Annotated in this window: 18 protein-coding genes and 1 riboswitch; of the genes, 3 read left to right on the forward strand and 15 right to left on the reverse strand. The window is 69.3% G+C overall.

The features are described from left to right. From VKV26_10900 to VKV26_10910, 3 genes are all read left to right on the forward strand, one after another. Positions 1–573, forward strand: a 573-nt coding sequence (locus VKV26_10900) for an LppX_LprAFG lipoprotein (GenBank protein HLZ70402.1), incomplete at its 5' end; no start/stop codon positions are given. After that, positions 570–2,168, forward strand: a complete 1,599-nt coding sequence (locus VKV26_10905) for an MFS transporter (protein HLZ70403.1) — start codon at positions 570–572, stop codon at positions 2,166–2,168. The genes VKV26_10900 and VKV26_10905, both read left to right, overlap by 4 nt. Positions 2,169–2,174: 6 nt before the next feature. After that, a complete protein-coding gene (locus tag VKV26_10910) occupies positions 2,175–3,005 on the forward strand; it encodes a PIG-L deacetylase family protein (protein ID HLZ70404.1) in 831 nt (276 codons plus the stop codon). Positions 3,006–3,159: 154 nt separating this feature from the next. Here the strand turns inward: VKV26_10910 and VKV26_10915 are convergent, their stop codons facing one another. The 15 genes from VKV26_10915 to VKV26_10985 form a co-directional block, all read right to left on the reverse strand. Continuing rightward, positions 3,160–3,468 carry a hypothetical protein gene (locus VKV26_10915; protein HLZ70405.1) on the reverse strand — a complete coding sequence of 103 codons (309 nt, stop codon included), beginning with the start codon at positions 3,466–3,468 and terminating at the stop codon, positions 3,160–3,162. A 124-nt stretch (positions 3,469–3,592) separates the two neighbouring features. Beyond that, positions 3,593–5,140 carry a mechanosensitive ion channel gene (locus VKV26_10920; GenBank protein HLZ70406.1) on the reverse strand — a complete coding sequence of 516 codons (1,548 nt, stop codon included), beginning with the start codon at positions 5,138–5,140 and terminating at the stop codon, positions 3,593–3,595. Positions 5,141–5,514: 374 nt separating this feature from the next. Next, positions 5,515–6,816 carry an MFS transporter gene (locus VKV26_10925; GenBank protein ID HLZ70407.1) on the reverse strand — a complete coding sequence of 434 codons (1,302 nt, stop codon included), beginning with the start codon at positions 6,814–6,816 and terminating at the stop codon, positions 5,515–5,517. Positions 6,817–6,893: 77 nt separating this feature from the next. Beyond that, a complete protein-coding gene (locus VKV26_10930) occupies positions 6,894–7,871 on the reverse strand; it encodes an ROK family protein (protein ID HLZ70408.1) in 978 nt (325 codons plus the stop codon). 34 nt (positions 7,872–7,905) lie between these two features. Further along, entirely contained in the window at positions 7,906–9,369 is a 1,464-nt protein-coding gene (locus tag VKV26_10935; protein ID HLZ70409.1) for a glycogen synthase, read from the reverse strand. Positions 9,370–9,511: 142 nt separating this feature from the next. Continuing rightward, a complete protein-coding gene (gene groL / locus VKV26_10940; GenBank protein HLZ70410.1) occupies positions 9,512–11,122 on the reverse strand; it encodes a chaperonin GroEL in 1,611 nt (536 codons plus the stop codon). 180 nt (positions 11,123–11,302) lie between these two features. Further along, complete coding sequence (locus VKV26_10945; GenBank protein ID HLZ70411.1) at positions 11,303–11,977, reverse strand: NADH-quinone oxidoreductase subunit B family protein; 675 nt, start codon at positions 11,975–11,977, stop codon at positions 11,303–11,305. Positions 11,978–12,076: 99 nt separating this feature from the next. Continuing rightward, entirely contained in the window at positions 12,077–13,303 is a 1,227-nt protein-coding gene (locus VKV26_10950) for a cysteine desulfurase family protein (GenBank protein ID HLZ70412.1), read from the reverse strand. Positions 13,304–13,411: 108 nt separating this feature from the next. Further along, positions 13,412–14,065: a thiamine diphosphokinase gene (locus VKV26_10955; protein HLZ70413.1), complete on the reverse strand. Its 654-nt coding sequence runs from the start codon at positions 14,063–14,065 to the stop codon at positions 13,412–13,414. Between the two features lie 4 nt (positions 14,066–14,069). After that, the gene (locus VKV26_10960; protein HLZ70414.1) at positions 14,070–14,816 is read right to left on the reverse strand and encodes an MBL fold metallo-hydrolase; all 747 of its coding nucleotides are present in this window, start codon (positions 14,814–14,816) and stop codon (positions 14,070–14,072) included. Between the two features lie 107 nt (positions 14,817–14,923). Further along, positions 14,924–16,531, reverse strand: a complete 1,608-nt coding sequence (locus VKV26_10965; protein HLZ70415.1) for a glycosyltransferase family 2 protein — start codon at positions 16,529–16,531, stop codon at positions 14,924–14,926. Between the two features lie 249 nt (positions 16,532–16,780). Beyond that, a riboswitch (cyclic di-AMP (ydaO/yuaA leader) is annotated at positions 16,781–16,912 on the reverse strand. Between the two features lie 277 nt (positions 16,913–17,189). Next, complete coding sequence (locus tag VKV26_10970) at positions 17,190–18,017, reverse strand: VTT domain-containing protein (protein ID HLZ70416.1); 828 nt, start codon at positions 18,015–18,017, stop codon at positions 17,190–17,192. Between the two features lie 603 nt (positions 18,018–18,620). Further along, the gene (locus tag VKV26_10975; protein HLZ70417.1) at positions 18,621–18,887 is read right to left on the reverse strand and encodes a hypothetical protein; all 267 of its coding nucleotides are present in this window, start codon (positions 18,885–18,887) and stop codon (positions 18,621–18,623) included. 81 nt (positions 18,888–18,968) lie between these two features. Continuing rightward, entirely contained in the window at positions 18,969–19,469 is a 501-nt protein-coding gene (locus VKV26_10980; protein HLZ70418.1) for a PRC-barrel domain-containing protein, read from the reverse strand. A 168-nt stretch (positions 19,470–19,637) separates the two neighbouring features. Beyond that, a complete protein-coding gene (locus VKV26_10985) occupies positions 19,638–19,973 on the reverse strand; it encodes a GlsB/YeaQ/YmgE family stress response membrane protein (GenBank protein HLZ70419.1) in 336 nt (111 codons plus the stop codon). Positions 19,974–19,994 lie beyond the last annotated feature (21 nt).

A 19,994-nucleotide genomic window follows, 5' to 3' on the forward strand; every position in this document is an offset into this window, starting at 1 on the left:
CAGACGACGAACGACCTCAAGTCGTTCCATTTCGTGCTGACGCACGAGAACGGTTCGACGCCGATCGCCAACGGCATCTCCATGAGCAAGGCCGAAGGCGATATCCTCAAGCCCGACCGCTTCAAGGCCAGGGTCACGGGCACGCTCAGCGGCTTCACCGTCGACGTGAACGTGATCAACGTCGGCGACCAGGTCTGGCTCAACCTCACCGGCAACCGCTACGCGCCGCTCCCCAACGGCGTCGGGGCAGCGGCGATCCTCGACCCCAACACCGGCGTGCTCAAGGCGCTCAAGGGGGTCAAGAACCCGCAGATCGCCGGGCATGAAACGCTGAACGGCGTGAACACGACGATCGTGACCGGCGATGTCGACGCGGGCGACCTGACCGCGTTGGCGCAGAACGCGCAGGCCGGCAAGCTGGTGAAGGGCAAGGCCTGGATCGGCGATGCCGACCACCGCCTCTACCGGCTGCGGATCGACGGCCCGCTCGACGACCAGGAGCCGGCGAACATCGCCCGTATCATCGACCTCTCGCAGTTCGACGAGAGGCTGGACATCCAGCCGCCGCAATGAAGCCGATGCGGCGCCGCTCGCCCGGCGAAGTACGCGAGCGGGCCGGCGCGCTCCCGCGCACGCCCACGCCGCGCGGCGCCGGGGCGCCGCCGGCCGGTTTCCGCCGCGCGCTCACCGAGTCGCGGCGCCGCAGCCCGGCCTGGCTTCTGCTGCTCGTGGGCGCGGGCATCTTCTTCGGCACGCTCGACCAGACGGTCGTCGTCACGGTGCTGGCGGACATCCTCAAGGACCTGCGGCTGCCGATCAACCGCGACCTGGGCAAGGCGCCCTGGGTCGTGACCGGCTACCTGCTCGGCTACACCATCGCCATGCCGATCGTGGGGCGCGTTGCGGACGTCTTCGGCCGCGTGCGCGTGTTCGCCGCCTGCTTGCTGATCTTTTGCGCCGGCTCGGTGCTCACGGCGATCGCACCCAACTTCTGGTTCCTGGTCGGGGCGCGAGCCTTCCAGGCGATCGGCGGCGGCGGGCTGCTGCCCGTTGGTCTGGCGATCGCCGCCGACGTCACCCGGGCGCGGCGGGCGCTTGCTCTGGGGGCGCTGGCCGCCGCGAACAACGGCAGCACCTTCATCGGGCCGGTGTGGGGCGCGGCGATCGCCGGCGTCTGGGGCTGGCGGGCGCTGTTCTGGCTTAACCTGCCGCTGGTGCTGCCGATGCTGGCGGCGGCGCCGCTGCTCGCGCGCGACACCGGCTCGCGCGGCTGGCGCACGCTGGACTGGCGCGGCGCCGCGTTGCTGATCGCCGGCCTGACCGCCCTAACCGTTGCCCTCACGGACGACGGCGCCAACCCGCGCCCGCTTGCCGTCAGCCTTGCGCTCGGCAGCGCCGGCGCGGTGGTGATGCTGCTGTTCGTGCGCACGGAGCTGGACGCTTGCGAGCCCATGATCGACCTGCGCAGCCTGCGCACCCGCCCAGTCGCCGCGGCGATGCTGGCCTACTTTCTCATTGGCGGGGCGCTGATCACGGCGCTGGTGAACGTGCCGCTGATGACCGATGCGCTCTACGGCCAGAGCACGACGCAGGGCGGGCTCAACCTGATGCGCCTGCTGCTGTTGCTGCCGATCGGCGGCGTGGCCGGCGGCTGGCTGGCGACGCGGGCCGGCTACCGCGCCACGGTGTTGATCGGCCTGTCGCTGGCCTGCGCCGGCTTCCTCTGGATGGGCGCCTGGCCGTTCACGCCGCGCGAGCCCAACGCGCTGCCGCCCTCCACCTGGCATCTGTGGGGAGCGCTCGGCCTCGCGGGCTTCGGCCTCGGTCTCTGCGACGGGCCGATCGTGGCTACGGTCGTGGATGCCGTGGACGAGCGACAGCGCGCCACCGCCTCTGCCCTCTTGCTGGTGGTCTGGACGGCGGGAATGATCGTCGGTCTCGCGCTGCTGGCGACGCAGGGGCTCGGCTACTTCGGCAGCCACATCGCGCCGCTGATCACCGAGCCCGACGCGGCGCTGCGCGTGCAGGCGGTCGAGCACCGCGTGTTCGCGCGCACCTTCGCCGCAGCGGCGCTCGTCCTGGCCGTGGCCTTCGCGCTGGCCTGGGGACTGCGCTCGACACGGGCGAACGAATTCCTGGTCAGCCCCTATGAAGGGCTCGGGGAGTAGGCCGGCATGCCGCTGAGCGAACCGCTGCGCGTCCTCGGTATCTTCCCGCATCCCGATGACGAGTCGTACAGCTGCGCCGGCACGCTGGCGCTGCTGGCCGACGGCGGCGCCGAGGTGCAGGTGCTCTGTGCCACGCGGGGGGAAGGCGGCCGCGACCTGCGACCGCCCTTGGCGCTTGCCCGGTCGCGCAAGGACTCGCTGGCCAACGTGCGGGAAGCCGAGCTGGCGCGGTCATGTGAAACGCTCGGCCTGGCGCGGCCGCGTTTCCTCGGGCTGGCGGACGGGGCGCTGGGATCGGTCAACTTCCCCGAGGTCGTGGGGCAGCTCATCGCGGAGATCCGGCGGCTGCGGCCGCAGCTCGTGCTCAGCCTGGGCGAAGACGGCGTCTACGGCCACCCGGACCACCTGGCGCTGTTTCGCCTCGTGCTGGCGGCCTTTGGCGCGGCGGCCGGCAGCGAGCGCTTTTCCGAAGCGGAGTATGGGCGGTACTGGCAGCCGGCGCGGCTGTTCACCGCGGCCTTTCCGCGCGGCATGTTCCGGCCGATGTACGAGCACATGCTTGGCTCCGAGTACACCGACAGTATTCGGCGGCTCGACCCGGACACGCTCGGCGTCGAGCCGGCGCAGATCGCCGCGGCGATCGATATCCGCGCCGTCGCCGAACGCAAGCTGGCGGCGATCGCCTGCCACGTCAGCCAGTTGCCCGGCGGCGATCCGTATACGCTCTTCCCCGGCGACCTGGTCCGGCGCACACTGACGACGGAACTGTTCAGCCTGGCCGCGGGGTTGCCGGTTGAGCGGCGGCTGCGCAGCCTGGCCGACGGTCTGGATCAGTAATCCGCGAGGAGTGCGAATGCAGCAACAGCCGTTCTTGCAACTGGTGCTGGAGCGCCTGGAGACGGGCACGCCGCCGGAGCTGCGGCCCTGGCACGCCCGCCAGCGCCACGCCATGCTGCAGATCCACTACGGCAATCCGCGCGTGCACTACGAGCTATGGCTGCAAGGACGCAGCGGCCGCGCCGAGCTGGGCCTGCACTTCGAGGACGAGCCCGAACGCAACCAGCGCTGGTGCGCCGTGTTTGCCGCACGCGCGCTGGAACTGCTGGAGGCGCTCGGCCCGACGCTCGAGCTCGAGGACTGGACGGCGTCCTGGACGCGCCTGCATCTCACCGTGCCGCTGCGGCCGCTGGATGCCGAATTCGCCGCCGAGCTGGCCGAGACCTTCGGCCGCCTGATCGCCTGCACCGCGGCCGACCTGCGGCGCGGCATCGTGGAAGCCGCCATCCCTCGGTCGGGACACCTGGCGCCAGGTGCACGCCGGCTCGCCCGCGTGCGACGCTGTTCGGAGAGCGCTTGCGCCCACAGCGCGAGGCCGCGGCACGCCGCAGTGCCGCGGCCTCGCGCTGCCCCTTCAGCAGACGCGCTTAATCGTCGCCGGAGGCTGATGGCGGCTGGATGGCCGGCGGATTGCTCCGCCGATTTTCGATCCAGCGCTCCAGCTCGCGGCCGGCGACCTCGCGGCCGCCCCAGCCGAAGGCGATGGCCACGGCCACGGCCACGGCGCCGAGTGTCAGGCCGAAGGCGAGGTTGACGATCTCGTTCGCCAGCCCGATCTCACGCAGCGCGTAGGCGCCGGCGAGCACCAGCACGGCGATGCGGGCGGCGAGGGCCAGCAGGTCGGCCTGGGAGGCATCGCTGCGGCGAATCGCGGCAGCGGCGAGGTTCGCGAGATAGAGGCCGAGGCCGAAGATCACCACGGCCAGCAGCACGCGGCCGGCGAGGACGGTGAAGTCGGCGATCAGTTGCGCCACGATCGGGAACTGCAGCGCATTCGCGGCCTGGATCGCCGCGAAGAGCATGATCCAGGCGAAGACGGCGTAGCCTGCGAGTTCCGACGGCGTGCGTTCGTTCGCCGCGGCCTCGCGGCTGATGCCCAGCCGCGCCAGGATCGTGTTGAAGCCGAAGCCTTCCAGCAGCTCCGCGATCAACGGCGCGATGATCCGCGCGATCACGTAGGAGACGCCCACGATGATCGCGGCGGCGAAGATGCGGGGGATGAAGGCCAGCAGCTCGTTCAGCATGTTGCTGGCGGGCGTGCTGACCGCGGCGAGCTGCAAGGCGTTGAGTGCGGCGATCGCCACCGGAATGATGATCAGCACGTAGACGAGCAGGCCGGCGACGTCCGACAGGCGCCGCGAGCCCAGCGAGCCGGCGATGCCCAACCGTTCGCTCAGACGGTCGAGGCCGACGCCCGCGAGCAGGCCGGCGACGATGCGGCGAACCAGAGTGGCCACGAACCAGCCGATCACCAGGATCAGCGCCGCCGCGACGATGTTGGGGATGAAGCCGAGCGTGCGGTTCAGCAGCGAATTCACCGGCGCCAGCAGGCCGGGCAAGTTTAAGGCGCTGAGGATCGCCGGCAGGAACAGCAGGAAGACGAGCCAGTATGCCGCCTCGCCGAGCGAGGTCGAGAGCGGCACCGCCCGCGCCTCGCCCGCCGCGGCCTCTTCGCCCGACACCTGCTGGCCGACGCGCTCATCGATGCGCGCTGCGCGCAGGCCGCGCACGACGAGCGACCGCACGATGCGGGCGATGATCCAGGCGATCAGCAACAGGATGCCGGCGCCGATGATCTGCGGCAGGTAGCCGAAGATCGTGTTGAGCAACTGGTTGAGCGGCTGCGTGATCAGGGTCAGGTTCAATGCCTGGAAGGCCGCAACCAGCACGAAGACCATGATCAGCCAGAAAACGGCACTTCCGGCCACGTTGCTGGCGTTATCGCCGCCACCTTCGCTCGCGCCCATCGCACGCGCCAAACGTGTGCCAAGGCCGGTGCGGCGCAGCGCCGCTTTCACCACGGCGGAGACAATCGCGGCAATGATCCAACCGACGATCAGGATGACAATCGCGCCGACCACGTTCGGGAAGTAGACCTTGAACTGGTCACCAAGCTTGTTGAACGTGTCCTGCACCGTAGCACCTCCGACGCGCACGTCGTATTGTGAGATTTGCGAGGCAGCCAATACTATATCCGCGCATCGCCTATACGCAATCACTATGGAGCAGCTTTCTGCCGGTGGTCGCTTGAACTAGTGGCGGAGACCGGACGGTGACGCGCCCACCAGCCGCAAACGCCGTCTGCTGTGCGTGCGGCTACCGTGCGGATCGACACCGTGGCAGGCGCACGGTTCGATCGCGGCGGGCGTTGTTATACGCCGGCGCACGTTCTCCGGTTACTCTCCGTCCTTGGAGACGATCTGCGCCTGCCAACCGATGCGAAGGCGTGGACGCTGTATCTCCCGCCGCTACTTCTCGGCACGACGCTGGCGGAACCGCGGAGGCGGCTTCACTGCCTCAAGTCACGGGTTGAGACGGTCACCGCTTCCGCCACGCGCCGCCGGTAGAGATCGCGCGTGCGGCCGATATACACGAGGGCGACAACGAATGTGACGGCCATGATCGCCGCCGCGCCACGGAAGGGCGAGAGTGCGCCGAAGCTATCGATCAGCTTCGCGCCGATCGGTGGGCCGATCACGCCGCCGATCGCCTGGATCGCCGTACTGATGCCAGTCAGCAGGCCGCGGTTGCCACTCTTTGACAGATCGATCAGCGAGGCGCTGAGCGCCGGCAGGCAGAGCACGTAGCCGACGGCGGCGCCGCAGGCGAAGAACGAGGCGACGAGCGGCGAGCGCGTGAACGAGAGCAGGAAGATGCTCGCGGCGAAAATGACAATGCCCACCGCCAGTGGCCGGTTGCGTCCCGCGCGATCCGCCAGATAGCCGGACGGCACCAGCAACGCCGCGGCCAGCGCGGCGGGCGGCGCCAGCAGCAGCGCAAAGGTCGAGGCGTTCATGTGCAGGATGCGGTCGCGGTAGGGGCCGATATCCGGCGTCAGCATCGCCACGGCCATGCTGAGCAGCATGATCACGAGGATCAGCAGGACCGCATCGGGCGTCAGCACACTCGCCCACTGGCGCCAGCCGAAAGGCGCCTGCGCCGCGCCCAGGGCACCCGCTGACTGACGCTGGCCTCCCCCGCGTACGATCGCGACCGCGACCAGCAGCGACGCCGCCTCAATGACCGTGGCGACCACGAATGCCGCGAGATAGGAGACGTGATCGACGAGCACCGAGCCGATGCCGACGCCCGTGACGGTGCCGGCGATTTGCCCCATTGAGACCAGCGCCAGCAGCCGCCCCTGCACCGAGGGGCGGAAGCGCTCGCCCACAATCGCGTAGACGGTCGGCCAAACCACGGCAAGCGTCAGGCCGAAGGCTGCCCACGCGCCGAGATAGAACCAGATTTCCTTGATCCGCTCCATCAGCACGATCACCGGCAGGTTCAGCAGCAAACCGGCCATCAGGATGGCGTGCGGCTCGATGCGGTCGGCAAGCCAGCCGCCGAGCGGCTGTCCCACGGACTTCGCCGCGAAGTAGATGGAGAGCGCCAGGCCGGTGTAGAGCACCTTCGCGTGCAACTCGACCTGGGGGTAGTCGGGATTGACCGCCAGCAACAGGATGCCAATTACCGCTTCGGTCAGGTAGATGACGCCGATCAGGCCGGCCGCGGTGACGTCGAAGCGCGTCTCTCGGCCGCGTCCGCCGGCCGCACCCGGCGTCGGACCGCCGTGGGAGCCGCGTCCGCTCATCCTGCTTCCGTCCCTGCCGCCGGCCCGCCGCTGCGGGGTTCGTGTCAGTATACGCGGCGCCGCGGCCAAGGGGTGCGTCAGGCGCCGCCGACCGGCCACGGCTCGAGCAGCAGCGCCGCCGCGCCCAGCAGCCCCGCGTCGTCGCCACGCTGTGCGTACTCGACGCGGACGGCGGCCGCCATCGTCGGAAAGGCGCGCGCCCGCATGAACGCGACCGCGGGCTCGATCACCTGTGCGCGCAGGTTGCTGACGCCGCCGCCGAGCACGATCAGTTCGGGGTTGAACAGGTGCACCGTGTTCATCAGGCCGACGCCCAGGTATTCCGCCGCCCGCGCGAGAATCGCGGTAGCCGCAGCATCGCCGGAGGTCGCCGCACGGGCCACGGCTTCGGCATCGATCGCCTGCTTGCGCGTCCTGCGTTGCGCCAGCGCCGGCGAGCGGCCGTCTACCGCCGCGCGGGCGCCGTCCCTGGCGATCGCCGTGCCGGAAGCGTACGCCTCCAGGCAGCCGGAGCGGCCGCAGCCGCAGCGCTCGCCGCCGTAGGCGATCGTCATGTGGCCCACCTCGCCGGCGGCGCCGCCCGCGCCGTGGTAGAGACGCCGGTCGGCGATCACGCCGGCGCCGATCCCCGTGCTGACCGTGATGTAGACCATGTCGCGCGTGCCGCGACCGGCGCCGAACAGGTATTCGCCCAGCGCCGCGGCGTTGGCGTCGTTCTCAAGTGCAACGACAAGGCCGCAGCGTTCGTGCAGCATGCGGCCCAGCGGCACGTCCTTCCAGCCGTGCAGGTTGGGCGGGTCGGCCAGTACGCCGCGCGCGGCGTCGAGCGGTCCGGCGGCGGAGACACCGATGCCGGCGAGTGTTCCGAGCTCCGTTCCCGCGTGCTTGCAGGCGCGGCGCAGCGACTCCAGCATCTCATCGGCAACGGCCTCCGGCCCACGCCGGGCACGGGTGGCGATGCGGTCGGCGGCGAGCACGCGGCCGTCCGCCGCGATCACGGCGGTGAGCACCTTTGTGCCGCCCAGGTCGATCGCGCCCGCCAGCGTTTCGCTCACGCGCCGTCCTCTCCGCGCCGGCTGCAGCGGCTGCTCAACGGCCGCGCCCGGCACCGGGGGCCACGGCCGCCCGCGTTGCCTGCTCGTACAGCCGCACGTACTCCTGCGCAGCTCCCCCCCAGGAGTTGTCCTCGGCCATGGCTCGCTGCACCAACCGGCGCCACTCGTTGGGCCGAGCGAACACGGCGAGCGCCCGCTCAAGCGCCTGTTCGAGCTCGTGTGCGTCTGCCTCGTCGAATACGAAGCCGTTGCCCATACCGTTCGTGTCGGTCCACTCATCCACCGTATCGGCCAGGCCGCCGGTGCGCCGCACGACCGGCACCGAGCCGTAGCGCAGCGCGATCATCTGGCCCAGGCCGCAGGGCTCGAAGCGCGAGGGCATGAGGAACAGGTCCGTGCCGCCGTAGATCTGCTGCGCGAGATCCGCATCGAAGGCGAGCGTGACCGAGACGCTCAGCGGGTACTTTTCCTGCAAGGCCAGCAGTTGGTCGTGGTATTGCCGATCGCCCGTGCCTAGCACGGCGAACTGCAGCGGCCGGCCCCGCGCCAGCAGCGCCTCGACCGCCTCCGCGGCCAGGTCGGCGCCCTTCTGATAGAAGAGCCGTGTGACCATGCCGACGAGCGCCGCATGGGCATTCTCGGCCAGGCCTAACCGCCGCTGCATCATCGCCTTATTCCGCCGGTGACCTTCCATTTGCTCAGCGTCGAACCGTTGGAAGAGGCGCTGGTCCGTCGCGGGGTCAAACTCCTCGTAGTCGATGCCGTTGAGGATGCCGGAGAGGTCGCGCTCGCGGGCGCGCAGCAGCGGGTCAAGGCCGGCGCCGTACTCCGGCGTCAGGATCTCGCGCGCGTAGGTCGGGCTGACCGTGTTGATCGCGTCCGACCAGAGAATGCCCTGCCCCATGCCGCAGCGCGTCACCCACCGCTCGGAAGTCAGCGATGATTCCAGCACCCGCGCGTCCAGGCAGGCCGCGCCGGCGAAGGCGTCGTCGAAGTCGCCGTGTATCGCGAGGTTGTGGATGGTGAAGACGCGGGGCAGCGCGGCCTGCGGCAGATCTGGCCGCGCCCGCAGCCGCGAGGCGACGAAGGCGGCGTGCCAGTCGTTGAGATGCAGCACCTCCGGCTGCCAGTCACTCGCGGCCAGCCAGGCGAGCGCTGCGTCGCAGAAGCCGACCCAGCGGGCGTTGTCGTCCTGCTCGCCGTAGATGTGCGGCCGGTCGAACAGCGCCGGCAGATCCAGCAGATAAACCGGCACGCCACCTACCGACGCCTCGAACACGTTGCCGGCCGCCTCGCCGCCGCCCGCGACGCCGACGGCGATCGACGGCCCCGCTTTTGCGCCGAGCGCTTGCAGGTCGACCTGGCGATGGCGCGGCATGACCAGGCGCACGTCGTGGCCGGCCTGGCGCAACGCCTTCGGCAGCGAGCCGGCCACGTCGGCCAGCCCGCCGACTTTGGCGAGCGGGTTCATCTCGACGGAGACAAACAGAACCTTCACGAGCCGTCCTTCGGAACGAACTGCCGGCAGCCGGCCGGCGTCGCGCGGGGACACGGGGCAACGAAGCAGGGGGACACGGTCGTGTCCCCCTGCATTCTAGCGTCCGCCTTCGCTTGTGGTGGAGTGCGTCCCGGAGTAGAGCTTAGTACATCGGCGGCGCGGCGGGGGCGCCGGCGGCCTGCTTCTCCGGCAGCTCGGTGACGAGGCAGTTGGTGGTCAGCACCATGCCGGCGATTGAGACGGCGTTCTCCAGGGCGGAGCGCGTTACCTTGGCCGGGTCGATGATGCCCTTCTTCAGCATGTCGCCGTACTCGCCGCGCAGGGCGTCGTAGCCCTGGCCGTTCGGCAGCCCGCGCACTTCCTGCACGATCACCGAGCCGTCCTGGCCGGCGTTGACGGCGATGCGGCGCAGCGGCTCTTCCAGGGCGCGGCGCAGGATGCCGCCGCCGGTGCCCTCGTCGTCGTCCAGCTTCAGCGTGTCGAGCTTCGGCAGGGCGTTGATGAAGGCGACGCCGCCGCCGGGGACAATTCCCTCTTCGACCGCGGCGCGAGTCGCGGAGAGTGCGTCCTCGACACGGTGCTTCTTCTCTTTCAGCTCGACTTCGGTGGCGGCGCCGACCTTGATCACGGCGACGCTGCCGGCGAGCTTGCCGAGCCGCTCCTGGGCCTTCTCCTTGTCCCAGTCGCTCTTCGCTTCTTCCATGATCGCGCGCACCTGGGCGATGCGGGCGTCGGCGGCTTCCTGCTCGCCCTTGCCCTCGACGATCGTCGTCTCTTCCTTGGTGGCGATCACGCGGCGGGCGCGGCCAAGGTCGGCGAGCTGCACGGAGTCGAGCTTGCGTCCCAGCTCATCGCTGATCACCTGGCCGCCGGTGAGCACCGCGATGTCGCCGAGGTTGTCCTTGCGGCGGTCGCCGAAACCGGGCGCCTTCACGGCGAGCACGTTGATCGTGCCGCGCAGCTTGTTCACGGCCAGCGTGGCGAGCGCCTCGCCGTCCACGTCGTCGGCGATGATGATCAGGTTCTTGCTGGTCTGGAGCAGGCGCTCGAGCAGGGGAACGATGTCGTTGACGGCCGAGATCTTCTTGTCCGTGATCAGGATGTAGGGGTCGTCGATCACGGCTTCCATGCGCTCGGGGTTGGTGACGAAGTAGGGCGAGATGTAGCCGCGGTCGAAGCTCATGCCCTCCACGTACTCGGTCTCGGTGCGGATGCCCTTCGACTCTTCGACGGTGACGACGCCGTCCTTGCCGACCTTCTCCATCACCTCGCCGATCAGGTCGCCGATCGCCGGATCCGCCGCGGAGATGCTGGCGACCTGCGCCATCTGTTCGCGCGTGGTGACGGGGGTGGCGATGTCCTTGATCGTCTGGGAGATGAGCGCGGTGGCCGTTTCGAGGCCGCGCTTCAGCGCCATCGGGTTGGCGCCGGCGGCGACGTTCTTCAGCCCCTCATGCACGATCGCCTGGGCGAGCACCGTCGCGGTGGTGGTGCCGTCGCCGGCGATGTCGTTGGTCTTGCTGGCGACTTCCTTGGCGAGCTGGGCGCCGATGTTCTCGAAGGGGTCTTCCAGCTCGATGTCCTTGGCGATCGTCACCCCGTCGTTGGTGATCGTGGGACTGCCGAACTTCTTGTCCAGCACGACGTTGCGGCCCTTGGGGCCGAGCGTGATCTTGACGGCATCGGCCAGGGCGTCGATGCCGCGGCGGAGGGCGTGACGCGCCTCCTCGTCAAAAAGCAACTGTTTGGCCATCGCTCACCTGCATACTGCTCAGGATTTAGCACTCGCACGGTGCGAGTGCTAAACCAGTTGTAGCGGAGTGGCGTAAACGCGGCAAGCGGTTGCGACCGAGCAGAACCGGCCGCGACGCGCCAATGCTCGCTCAGGCTCGCGCAAGCTCGTGCTATCTCACTCGGGCCGCGGCCGCCGCGCTCAGCCGCCGGCTTCCGCGGCCTTGCCGGTCTTCAGGTACGGCGGGAACAGCATCTCCAGCTCGCGGCGCACCGGGTCGTCGGCGGGCAGGAACTGGCTGAAATCGCCCGTGGGCTCGATGCGGTCACGCTCGCGGCTGATGCTCTCCGTCTTGATCTTTTCCTGGAGCATCATCAAGCCGGTCAGCAGCGACTCCGGCCGCGGCGGACAGCCGGGCACGTAGACGTCGACGGGGATGATCTGATTCACGCCCGGCAGCGTGCTGTAGCCGTAGGCGAACGGCCCGCCCATGATCGCGCAGCCGCCCATCGCGATCACCCACTTCGGCTCGGCCATCTGCAGATAGACGCGCCGCACGGCCGGCGCCATCTTCCAGGTAACCGTCCCGGCGACGATCATGAAGTCGGCCTGGCGCGGGGAGGCGCGGAAGATCTCGGCGCCGAAGCGGGCAATGTCGTAGCGCGAGGTCGCCGTGGCGATCATCTCGATCGCGCAGCAGGCGAGGCCGAACATCGCCGGCCATAAGGACGAGCTGCGCGCCCAGTTCAGCACCGTGTCCACCGAGGTGACCAGCAGGTTGTTCTTCAGCTCCTCGTCGATGTCGAGCTGCAGCGGCGCGTGGCCACCAGTCGCATCGAACGAATCGACCAGGTGCAGGGGGGCGGCGTTCGTCATCGCGTCAACCATTCCGCGAGCGGTTGCAAGGCCGTTGGGTTCATACCCGCTCTCGTGCGCCGGCGGGCATTCGTGCCCGCTCTCACAATAAGCGTAGCATCAGGCGTTGCCGGCTGCCAGCGCCCCGCTGTCCGGCGTCTCTGGCCCCAGCGGCGAGAGCGCCCGCAGCCGCTCGACATAGCGCGGGATCGCGTCGAGCACGCGCGCGATCTGCTCCGGGGTGTTCTCCTTGCCGACAGAGAGGCGCAGGCTGCTGCGCGCGATCTCGTCCGGCACGCCCATCGCTCGCAGGACATGCGACGGCTCCAGCGAGCCGGAGGTGCAGGCGGAGCCGCTGGAGGCGGCGATGCCGCCCAGGTCCAGCGCCAGGAGCAGCGCCTCGCCCTCGATGAACTCGAAGCAGAAGCTGGCGTTGTTGGCGATGCGGCGGGCGCCGTCGCGCGGACCGTTGACATGCGTGTAGGGCACGCGACGGGGCAGCTCGTCCAGCAGCCGGTCGCGCAGGGCGGCGCTGTGCGCCGTGCGCTGCTCGAACTCCTCGTAGGCCAGTGACAGTGCCGCGGCAAGGCCGGCTGCCCCGGCCACGTTCTCCGTGCCGGCGCGGCGGTCCTTCTCCTGGGCGCCGCCCAGCAACTGCGGCAGGAAGGGCGTGCCCGTGCGCAGGTAGAGCACACCGCTGCCCTTCGGCCCGTAGAACTTGTGCGCCGCGAGCGAGAGCGCGTCGACGCCGAGCCGGTCCACGTTGAGGCTCAACGCCCCGGCTGCCTGTACCGCGTCGGTGTGCACGACCGTGCGCGGGTTGCGCGCCTTCACCGCCCGCGCGATCGCCGCGATCGGCTCGATCGTGCCGACCTCGTTGTTGGCGTACATGACGCTGACGACGGTCGTGTCGTCGCGCACGGCGTCCGCAACCTGTTCGGGCGTGACGAAGCCTTCGGCGTCGACGGGCACGAAGGTGACCGCGAAGCCCTCCCGCTCAAGCCGCTCGCAGGTGTGCAGCACGGCGTGATGCTCGATCGCCGTGGTGACGATGTGCCGGCCCTGCGCCTGCATGGCATACGCGGCGCCGCGGATCGCCCAGTTGTCGGCCTCGCTGCCGCCCGCGGTGAAGACGATCTCCGCTGCCTGTGCGCCGAGGATCGCGGCAACCCGGTCGCGCGCTTCGTCGAGCAGGCGCCGTGCCTCCTGCCCTTCGCGGTAGATGCTGCTCGGGTTTCCCCAGCTTTGTGCGAGCGCCGGCAGCATCACGTCCACCACGCGCGGATCGACGGCGGTAGTTGCCGCATGGTCCAGATAGATGCGCTCGCTGGTGTTCGCTGAAACCATTGTCATGTCTCGTAGAGCGCCCCCAGGGATGGGCGGAAGTAGGAAGGGACGCAGACCGATCGTACCGCGCGGCCGGCAATGGACGCACGGGCAGTCACGTCCATGATACTAGCGGATCGCGTTCGGGTCGCCGCCCGCGCGGTGAATCAGCAACAGCATGCCGCGGCGCAGCCGCACGGCGCCGTGCGCCCCCAGCAGCACGTTGCTCACGCCGCGTGAATCGCCGCGCCGCAACGGTGCCTCGCGCAGCGGATAGAGCAGGCCCTCCGTGGTGACGCCGGCAGCGCGCTGTGTCAGGGCGAGCAGCGTGACCAGGTCGCCAGGAGCGCCCGCGATCTCGGCGCTGGTGCGCACCGCCCGCAACTCGTCCAGGCCGTCCAGGGCGCGCAGGTCGATGGCTGCGAACTCTGCAGCGCTGAGCAGCAGCACGTTGGCGGCGCCGTGGTCGAGGCGGGATCCGCGCAGCGCGGCGAGCACCGTCACGGCCGTGGCGCCGCGCCGCACGGCCTCGCGCACCGCGAGATGCAGGTCGGTCTGGTCCTTGGCGCTGGGAAAGCGCACGACTTCGGCCGTTTCCGCACCGGGCGCGCCGGCCGGATCGAACGAGTCGAAGTCGCCGATCAAGACGTCGGCACTGCGCCCCAACGCCGGCAGGTGGCGGGCGCCGCTGTCGGCGGCGATCAGGAGATCGGCGGACTGCACGGCTCGGGCGATGCGCGCGGAGAGCACGAGTTCGCCGCCCGCGACGACGACGGCGTGCACGGCGCTAGAAGCGGTAGCGCGTCTGGTCGGCGGCGACGGTGATGCGGCGACAGCCCTTGCCCGGCGGCGGCTCGCCCAGGTGCGTCAGCAGGATCTCCGTGGCGCCGCCGATCCGCGCCTGCAGCTCACGTACCTCCTCGAAGCTCATATGCTCCGGGTTGTTGCGGCCGGCGGCGTAGGTGCAGTCGGTGACCAGCACGTCGGCGCCGCGTGCCAGTGGTACGAGCTGTTCGCAGTAACTCGTGTCGCCGGTGTAGGCCAGGGTGCGCCCCTCGGCCTGCACGCGGAAGCCGAAGGCGCGCAGCGCCTCGCCGCCGTGCTCCACCTCGACCGTCTCGTAGCGCAGGCCATTTACTTCGCTCGCGGCGCCGTCTTCGATCTCGACATAACACAGGCGGTATCCGTGGTCGCCGTCGTTCAGCGAGGGATAGCCGATCTCGACGAGCTGCCGCAGGCGCGGCTCAATGCCGGGCGGGCCGATGATCGTCAGGTCTTCGCTGCGCTTCGTCAGGTAGGCATATTCCAGCAGCAGAAAGGGCAGGCCGAAGAAGTGGTCGGCGTGGAAGTGCGAGACGAACACCGACTGGATGCCCGCCAGCGGCACGCCCATGCGCTTGAGGCTGTAGAGCGCCGTGGGCGGCGCGTCGAAGAGGTGGCGCTGATTGAGCACGAAGCCGCTCCAGCAGCGTTGCGGGGCGAAAGCGTTGCCGGTGCCCATGAAGGCGAGATCGATGGCGCCTGGCTCGGACATGCAGTACCTGCCTGGGGTCAATTGGCGCCATCGTACGCGGCCCGCAGGGATGCGGCTAGCAGCGAAGTTCACGCCGACAGTGTGAAGCAGCTAACAGACCGCGCCGCTCAGGCCGCCTTCTCCGTCACGCGGTACTCCAGGCGCTTGCCCAGCGCCAGCCGGGTCTGCGCCTCGAGCGCGGGGAAGGTCGAGAACAGCAGGCTGGTGACCGGCAGCAGCGCCCACCAGGCGATGTCGGCTACCGTGTGCCGCGCTCGCCACCAGGCGGGCCTCGCCGGCCGCAGCCGCCGGTCGAGAAAGAACATGCTGATGTAGGGGACGAAGCAGGCCCAGAGCAGCACGCGTGCCCCGAGCGGCAGCCAGACCGGCGCATGGTCGTGGCCGAACAGGCGGCCGATCACCGCCGGCATGAACCAGCCGAGACTGAGCAGAAACCAGTGCGTGCCCCACAGGAAGTGGTTGCCCGCCAGTGCGATGAAGCGCCGCGCCTTCCTGACGAAGGGAATCTCGGGATGACCGATACCCTGGACGATCGCATAGGGCACATCGCTTGAGCCCCAGGCGTGGCGCTTGTGCTGCACGTAGGCCATCTTCAGGCTCGCCGCGTAGCTGCGGCTGCGCACGGCGTCGTTGCCCGTGGGTAGGAAGACCGGCTCGACCGTCACCTCGCCGCCGAAGGCGTAGAAGCACTTCAGGTACATGTGCCAGTCTTCGGGAATCACGTCCGGGTCCCAGTAGCCCACGTCGTCCGCCATCTTCAGGCTGAGTGTGTAGGTGGACTGCGGGAACATCATGCGGTTGCGGCGCATGAGGTTGGACATGATGTGCACGCCGGCGAGGGCGCTGGCCACGCGCAGCGGCGCGGGCGAATCCCAGATGTTGTTGTTCAGCAGGATGGCCGACTGCCAGAAGTGCCGGTAGCGGTTGGCGTCGGTGGCGAACTTGTAGGTGATGCAGGCGAAGTAGGCCGGGTGGAAGACCGTATCCGCGTCGCAGCTCGTGATCGTCGTGGCGTAGAGGTCCCAGCCGCGCCGGCCGACCAGCTCGTCGCGCACCCAGTGCGCCGCCCACGCCTCGTTGGAGGACTTGCCGGCCACCTCGCCCGCCAGGCTGGCGGGATGCAGGGTAATCGAAATGCCGTCGAAGCAGCCGCGGAACAGCGACGCGATGCGCTCGGCCTTGGCGCGGGCGCCGGCCTCGCGCTGCTCCATCGCCAGCACGACGTGGATCTGATCGCACACGTCCTGGGCGGCGAGGCTCTCGAGCGTGCGGACCAGGATCGCCTCATCTTCCTTGTAGCTCGGAATGATCACGACGTGGCGCACCGCGCCCCAGTCGAGATAGGTGCGGCGGAAGAGGCGATCGGCGCGGTACAGCTTGTGCCAGTCCTCTTCGGCGTCGGCCTGCATGCGCCGGTGCGATCGCCAGGCGCGCAGCGCCGTTGAACCGGAGAGATAGAGCCAGTAGACGTCGAACAGCAGGATCGCGGCCGCGAAGGGCACCGGCAGGAAGTAGCCCGCCCACAGCGGCGAAAGCACGACCAGCCACGTGAGCAGCGCGGGCAGCGTGTCGAGCAGGCGGCCCGGGAGACGGCCGCGGCCGTGTGGGTCGGCCGCCCAGCTGCCGGCCATGGGCGGCTGGGCCGCATCCGGCTCGACCAGCGGCCGGTGTGGCGGCAGCTCGAACGCCGGTGCTGGAGCGATCGTGCGGCTCATCTGCCGCCAGGGGCGCGATGGAGCGATCGTCGCGGCGCCGCTGCCGCTGGTCAGGTTGAAGAGATCGTCGCCAACCCAATCGGGAGATGAAATCGCCTCTTGCGGTCGCGTGGCTGGCCCCTTTCCCCGGCAAACGCTCGCCGGGGGAGCATGCGACTCCGGCGCGGGCGCAGGGCCCGGTGGGAGGCGCTGTTCAAACGGGGCAGGCCGGCGGGAAGACAAGAGAAAAGGGCCAGCCCCATGATGAGACAGCCCTTTCGCTGCGCCTGCGAGGTTAGCTGACGGGTTAGGGCTGAAAGGCTGCCCCTTCCTGCGTTGCAGGAACTCACCCCGGAGACTGGGTCCCCCGCCCCGCGATCGCGGGTTCGGCGCCGAATATTCGGTTGTAGGCGCCCGCTCGGCGCCGCACTCATGGTAGGAGCGGCCCAGAAAGGATGTCAATGAGCGATCGCTGGCAATTCCATGAACCGTGCGCTCAGGAACGAAGCGCCTCTTGCAAGTCTGCAACCGCGCGAACCCGAATGCGGACGGCTCTGCCCCTGTTGCCGGAGTCCGGCCCAGCGTCCGGGTGACGGCGACGAAATGCCATGATGTGGTCCGTTTGGACGTGCCCCGCCCGTGCGACGTGTCACCGCCCGTCGATGGACGCACCAGCCGCTCATGCCTGCGGTCCAAGTTGGTTCAGATGCCGGCGCTGGTTCTTGACCAGCGTGGCACCACCGACAGCGGTCACCACGACGGCCACCAGCAGGGCATCAACCCAGGTGGCCTGGTCATCGCCCACCAGGCCGCGTCCGATCGCCAACACACCCGCCGCCATGCTGGCGACCGCGGCGCCCGTCAGCAGGAGCGTCAACGGCAACCAGACCACCCGCCGCCGCTCCGCCACCAGGTCTTGCCGCTGCAGGCGCCGCAGGCCCACGTAGCCAGCAGCCCCGATCACCACCAGCAGCACACCCCGCAGCAGCAGCTTTTGGAACACGCCGAGCAGGTGCTCGACCGGGAGACCGACCAGTACCCCCAATGCCGTCCAGCTCACCAGCCACAGCAGCAGCGCGGGCAGCGCCGCGAGCAGAAAGCGGGGCAGGCGGATGCCCATGGCACCGCAGGAGAGCGTTGCCCACGGCCGTACGCCTGGCAGGAGCCGGGCGACGCCGATGCCCAGCGGGCCGGCTGCCTCCAGATGCCCAAGGATGCGGCGGTGCGCGGCCTCGGCGTGGACCAGGCGCACCACCCGCGCAACGCCGGGTCGGCCGACGGCATGGGCCCAGCCATACCCCACCAGCATGCCGGCCGCCATGACCACCAGTGCGGCGGGCAGGAAGATCCAGGCGGAGATCGCGCCGGTCCGGATCAGCACTCCAGCGAGGAGCAGCAGCACCTCGTTTGGTGCGAACGGGATGGGCAGACCAGTTTCATCAGCAAAGAGCAGCGCATAGAGAATGATGCTGGCGATGGTGCCGTGCAGCCCGCTCAACACACTCATACTGGCTGTCCTTTCCCGCAGGAAGGCGCCCGACAAGAACGTCGTCCCATACGCGATGCAGACGTGACGTACCGGTTCAGCGTCGCACAGGCCGTCCGACGCGCCATCCTCCGAAGCGCTGCCTGCTGCCGCTCAAAGGCTCCAGCGAGTTGAACAACGCCGATCGCGGCTGCAGCCGCGATGAGGCCCGCAGCGCTCACTCCCACCGTGCCCCCGCGGCGCACCCGCGGAAACGAGCGGCGGCTCCCGCCGTCAGTGTCTCCGCTGTCGCACGAGCAGCACACTGCCGCCAACGACAACGCTCAGCAGCGCGAGTCCTGCTGCCACCCGCGCGGCGTTTCGCACACGGCCCCAGCGGCGCTGGTGGTGCCCGGACACCACGGGTTCGGCGCGCGGCGGGGCAGGACGCGAGGGCATGCCTTCCGACTCCGCGGCGGCAAACGCGACCGCATCATCCTGGGCAGCTACGCTGATAGCCGACCTACGTGGCGTCTCGCTTACATCGATACACCGATGCGTGGGCTCGGTCGCGACCGGCGAATGGACACCCGGCGCCGACGCGCACGGGTTCACCCGCGCCAGTGGTCTATGGCTTCGCCGCGGTCACCCGTCCTGCGACAGCGGCGAGCGCGGGCCGCGCGATGGTCGACCGCGCCGCTCCACCGATGAAGAAGCCCGGATCGCGACCCCGAGCAGTGCGATGGAGAACAGTGCAAGCACAGCGCGGTAGACAATCGCCGCCAGCGTGGCGCCCTTGCCCGACTGATACGACTGCAAACTGCGTCTGGCCAGGCTGAGACTGCGCTCTCTGGTGATGCGTTCTACGCTTCCTGCGCTGGTTGGGTAGGTGCATGCGGGAAGCAGCGCCACCGCGCCGTACCAGGAGACCCCGGCAGTTCAACCTGCCGGGGTCTCGCTGCTCTGCCTGATAGGTCGGGTGACAGCGGGCCGCTACGAGGTCTTTGTGGCCGCGGGTTCTTGCTCCGGGCGCCGGACGGCCGTCAGCAGCACCTCATCGCCGATACTGCGGATGTCCGCCGCGCCGATCGCCGTCGTCGTGCCGCCAATGCCAAGCACACCGCCCGTGTGCGCTTCAATCTGTGTGACGGCGCCGCTGTCCGGATCGACATCCAACTCTTTCACCGTGCCAACGAAGGTGCCGCCCTCGTCGACCACCTTGAGCGTGCGCAGCGCGGCGATGTCCGGCAGCGCGGACAGGCCGCTCTCGGAAGACGTGGTGTGCGCGGCGGCATCGTCGGGCACCATGATCGCATCGGACCCGACGGTTTTGACGACGCTCCAGGGCACCACGATTTGCTGGCCCTCGGCTTTGACGCGGAGCGCCGCCACACGAAGCGGGCTGATGTCAAAGAGGAGGTCGTCCACATAGCCCAACCTGGCGCCGGTTTCGATACTCACGACGGGGAGTTGCTTGAACGCATCGACTTTCATGCCATGCTCCTTACAGATGGTTTCAAAACCGGCCGCTGACTCGCCGCCACCGCGTCAGCTCTGGCGCAACAGCCGGTTTTGAAACCATGTCTAAATTCGCTGCGGACGCCCCTCCACGAGGGCCACCACGAACGGTCCTTTTGCGTGTGGACTGCAGACCACGCGGGGCTAGGCGTGGCGCAGGCCGCCACGCCGTGAGGCAAAGAGCAGGCGGTGGAGCAGCAGCAGCAGCAGCGCCCCCAGGAAGGCGACGGCGATATGGGTCAGCATCGACTCCCAAGTCCAGGCAAGGTTCCCCTGCGAGGCGAGCCGGTACTGCTCCGCGTGCGCATTCGTAAAGGGGCCGACCTGCTTGACCAGCGCCCGCAGCAGGAAGCCGCCCAGCAACGCGCCGACGAGGCCCAGCAACAGGTCCACGATGATGCCGTGGGGACTGGCCACGACCTTGCTCGCCAGCCAGCCGGCGGCCAGCCCGACCACGATCCACAAAATGATGGCTTGCATCACAGCGCTCCTTCGCGCAGG

This window comes from Dehalococcoidia bacterium (assembly GCA_035310145.1).
Lineage (GTDB): Bacteria > Chloroflexota > Dehalococcoidia > CAUJGQ01 > CAUJGQ01 > CALFMN01.

What these genes read in the sequence shown, in the direction of transcription:
- VKV26_10905 (HLZ70403.1), top strand. Translation starts at nt 570, where the DNA reads ATGAAGCCGATGCGGCGCCGCTCGCCCGGCGAAGTACGCGAGCGGGCC.
- VKV26_10910 (HLZ70404.1), top strand. Translation starts at nt 2,175, where the DNA reads ATGCCGCTGAGCGAACCGCTGCGCGTCCTCGGTATCTTCCCGCATCCC.
- VKV26_10925 (HLZ70407.1), bottom strand. Translation starts at nt 6,816, where the DNA reads ATGAGCGGACGCGGCTCCCACGGCGGTCCGACGCCGGGTGCGGCCGGC.
- groL (HLZ70410.1), bottom strand. Translation starts at nt 11,122, where the DNA reads ATGGCCAAACAGTTGCTTTTTGACGAGGAGGCGCGTCACGCCCTCCGC.
- VKV26_10945 (HLZ70411.1), bottom strand. Translation starts at nt 11,977, where the DNA reads ATGACGAACGCCGCCCCCCTGCACCTGGTCGATTCGTTCGATGCGACT.
- VKV26_10950 (HLZ70412.1), bottom strand. Translation starts at nt 13,303, where the DNA reads ATGGTTTCAGCGAACACCAGCGAGCGCATCTATCTGGACCATGCGGCA.
- VKV26_10960 (HLZ70414.1), bottom strand. Translation starts at nt 14,816, where the DNA reads ATGTCCGAGCCAGGCGCCATCGATCTCGCCTTCATGGGCACCGGCAAC.
- VKV26_10965 (HLZ70415.1), bottom strand. Translation starts at nt 16,531, where the DNA reads ATGAGCCGCACGATCGCTCCAGCACCGGCGTTCGAGCTGCCGCCACAC.
- VKV26_10970 (HLZ70416.1), bottom strand. Translation starts at nt 18,017, where the DNA reads ATGAGTGTGTTGAGCGGGCTGCACGGCACCATCGCCAGCATCATTCTC.
- VKV26_10980 (HLZ70418.1), bottom strand. Translation starts at nt 19,469, where the DNA reads ATGAAAGTCGATGCGTTCAAGCAACTCCCCGTCGTGAGTATCGAAACC.
- VKV26_10985 (HLZ70419.1), bottom strand. Translation starts at nt 19,973, where the DNA reads ATGCAAGCCATCATTTTGTGGATCGTGGTCGGGCTGGCCGCCGGCTGG.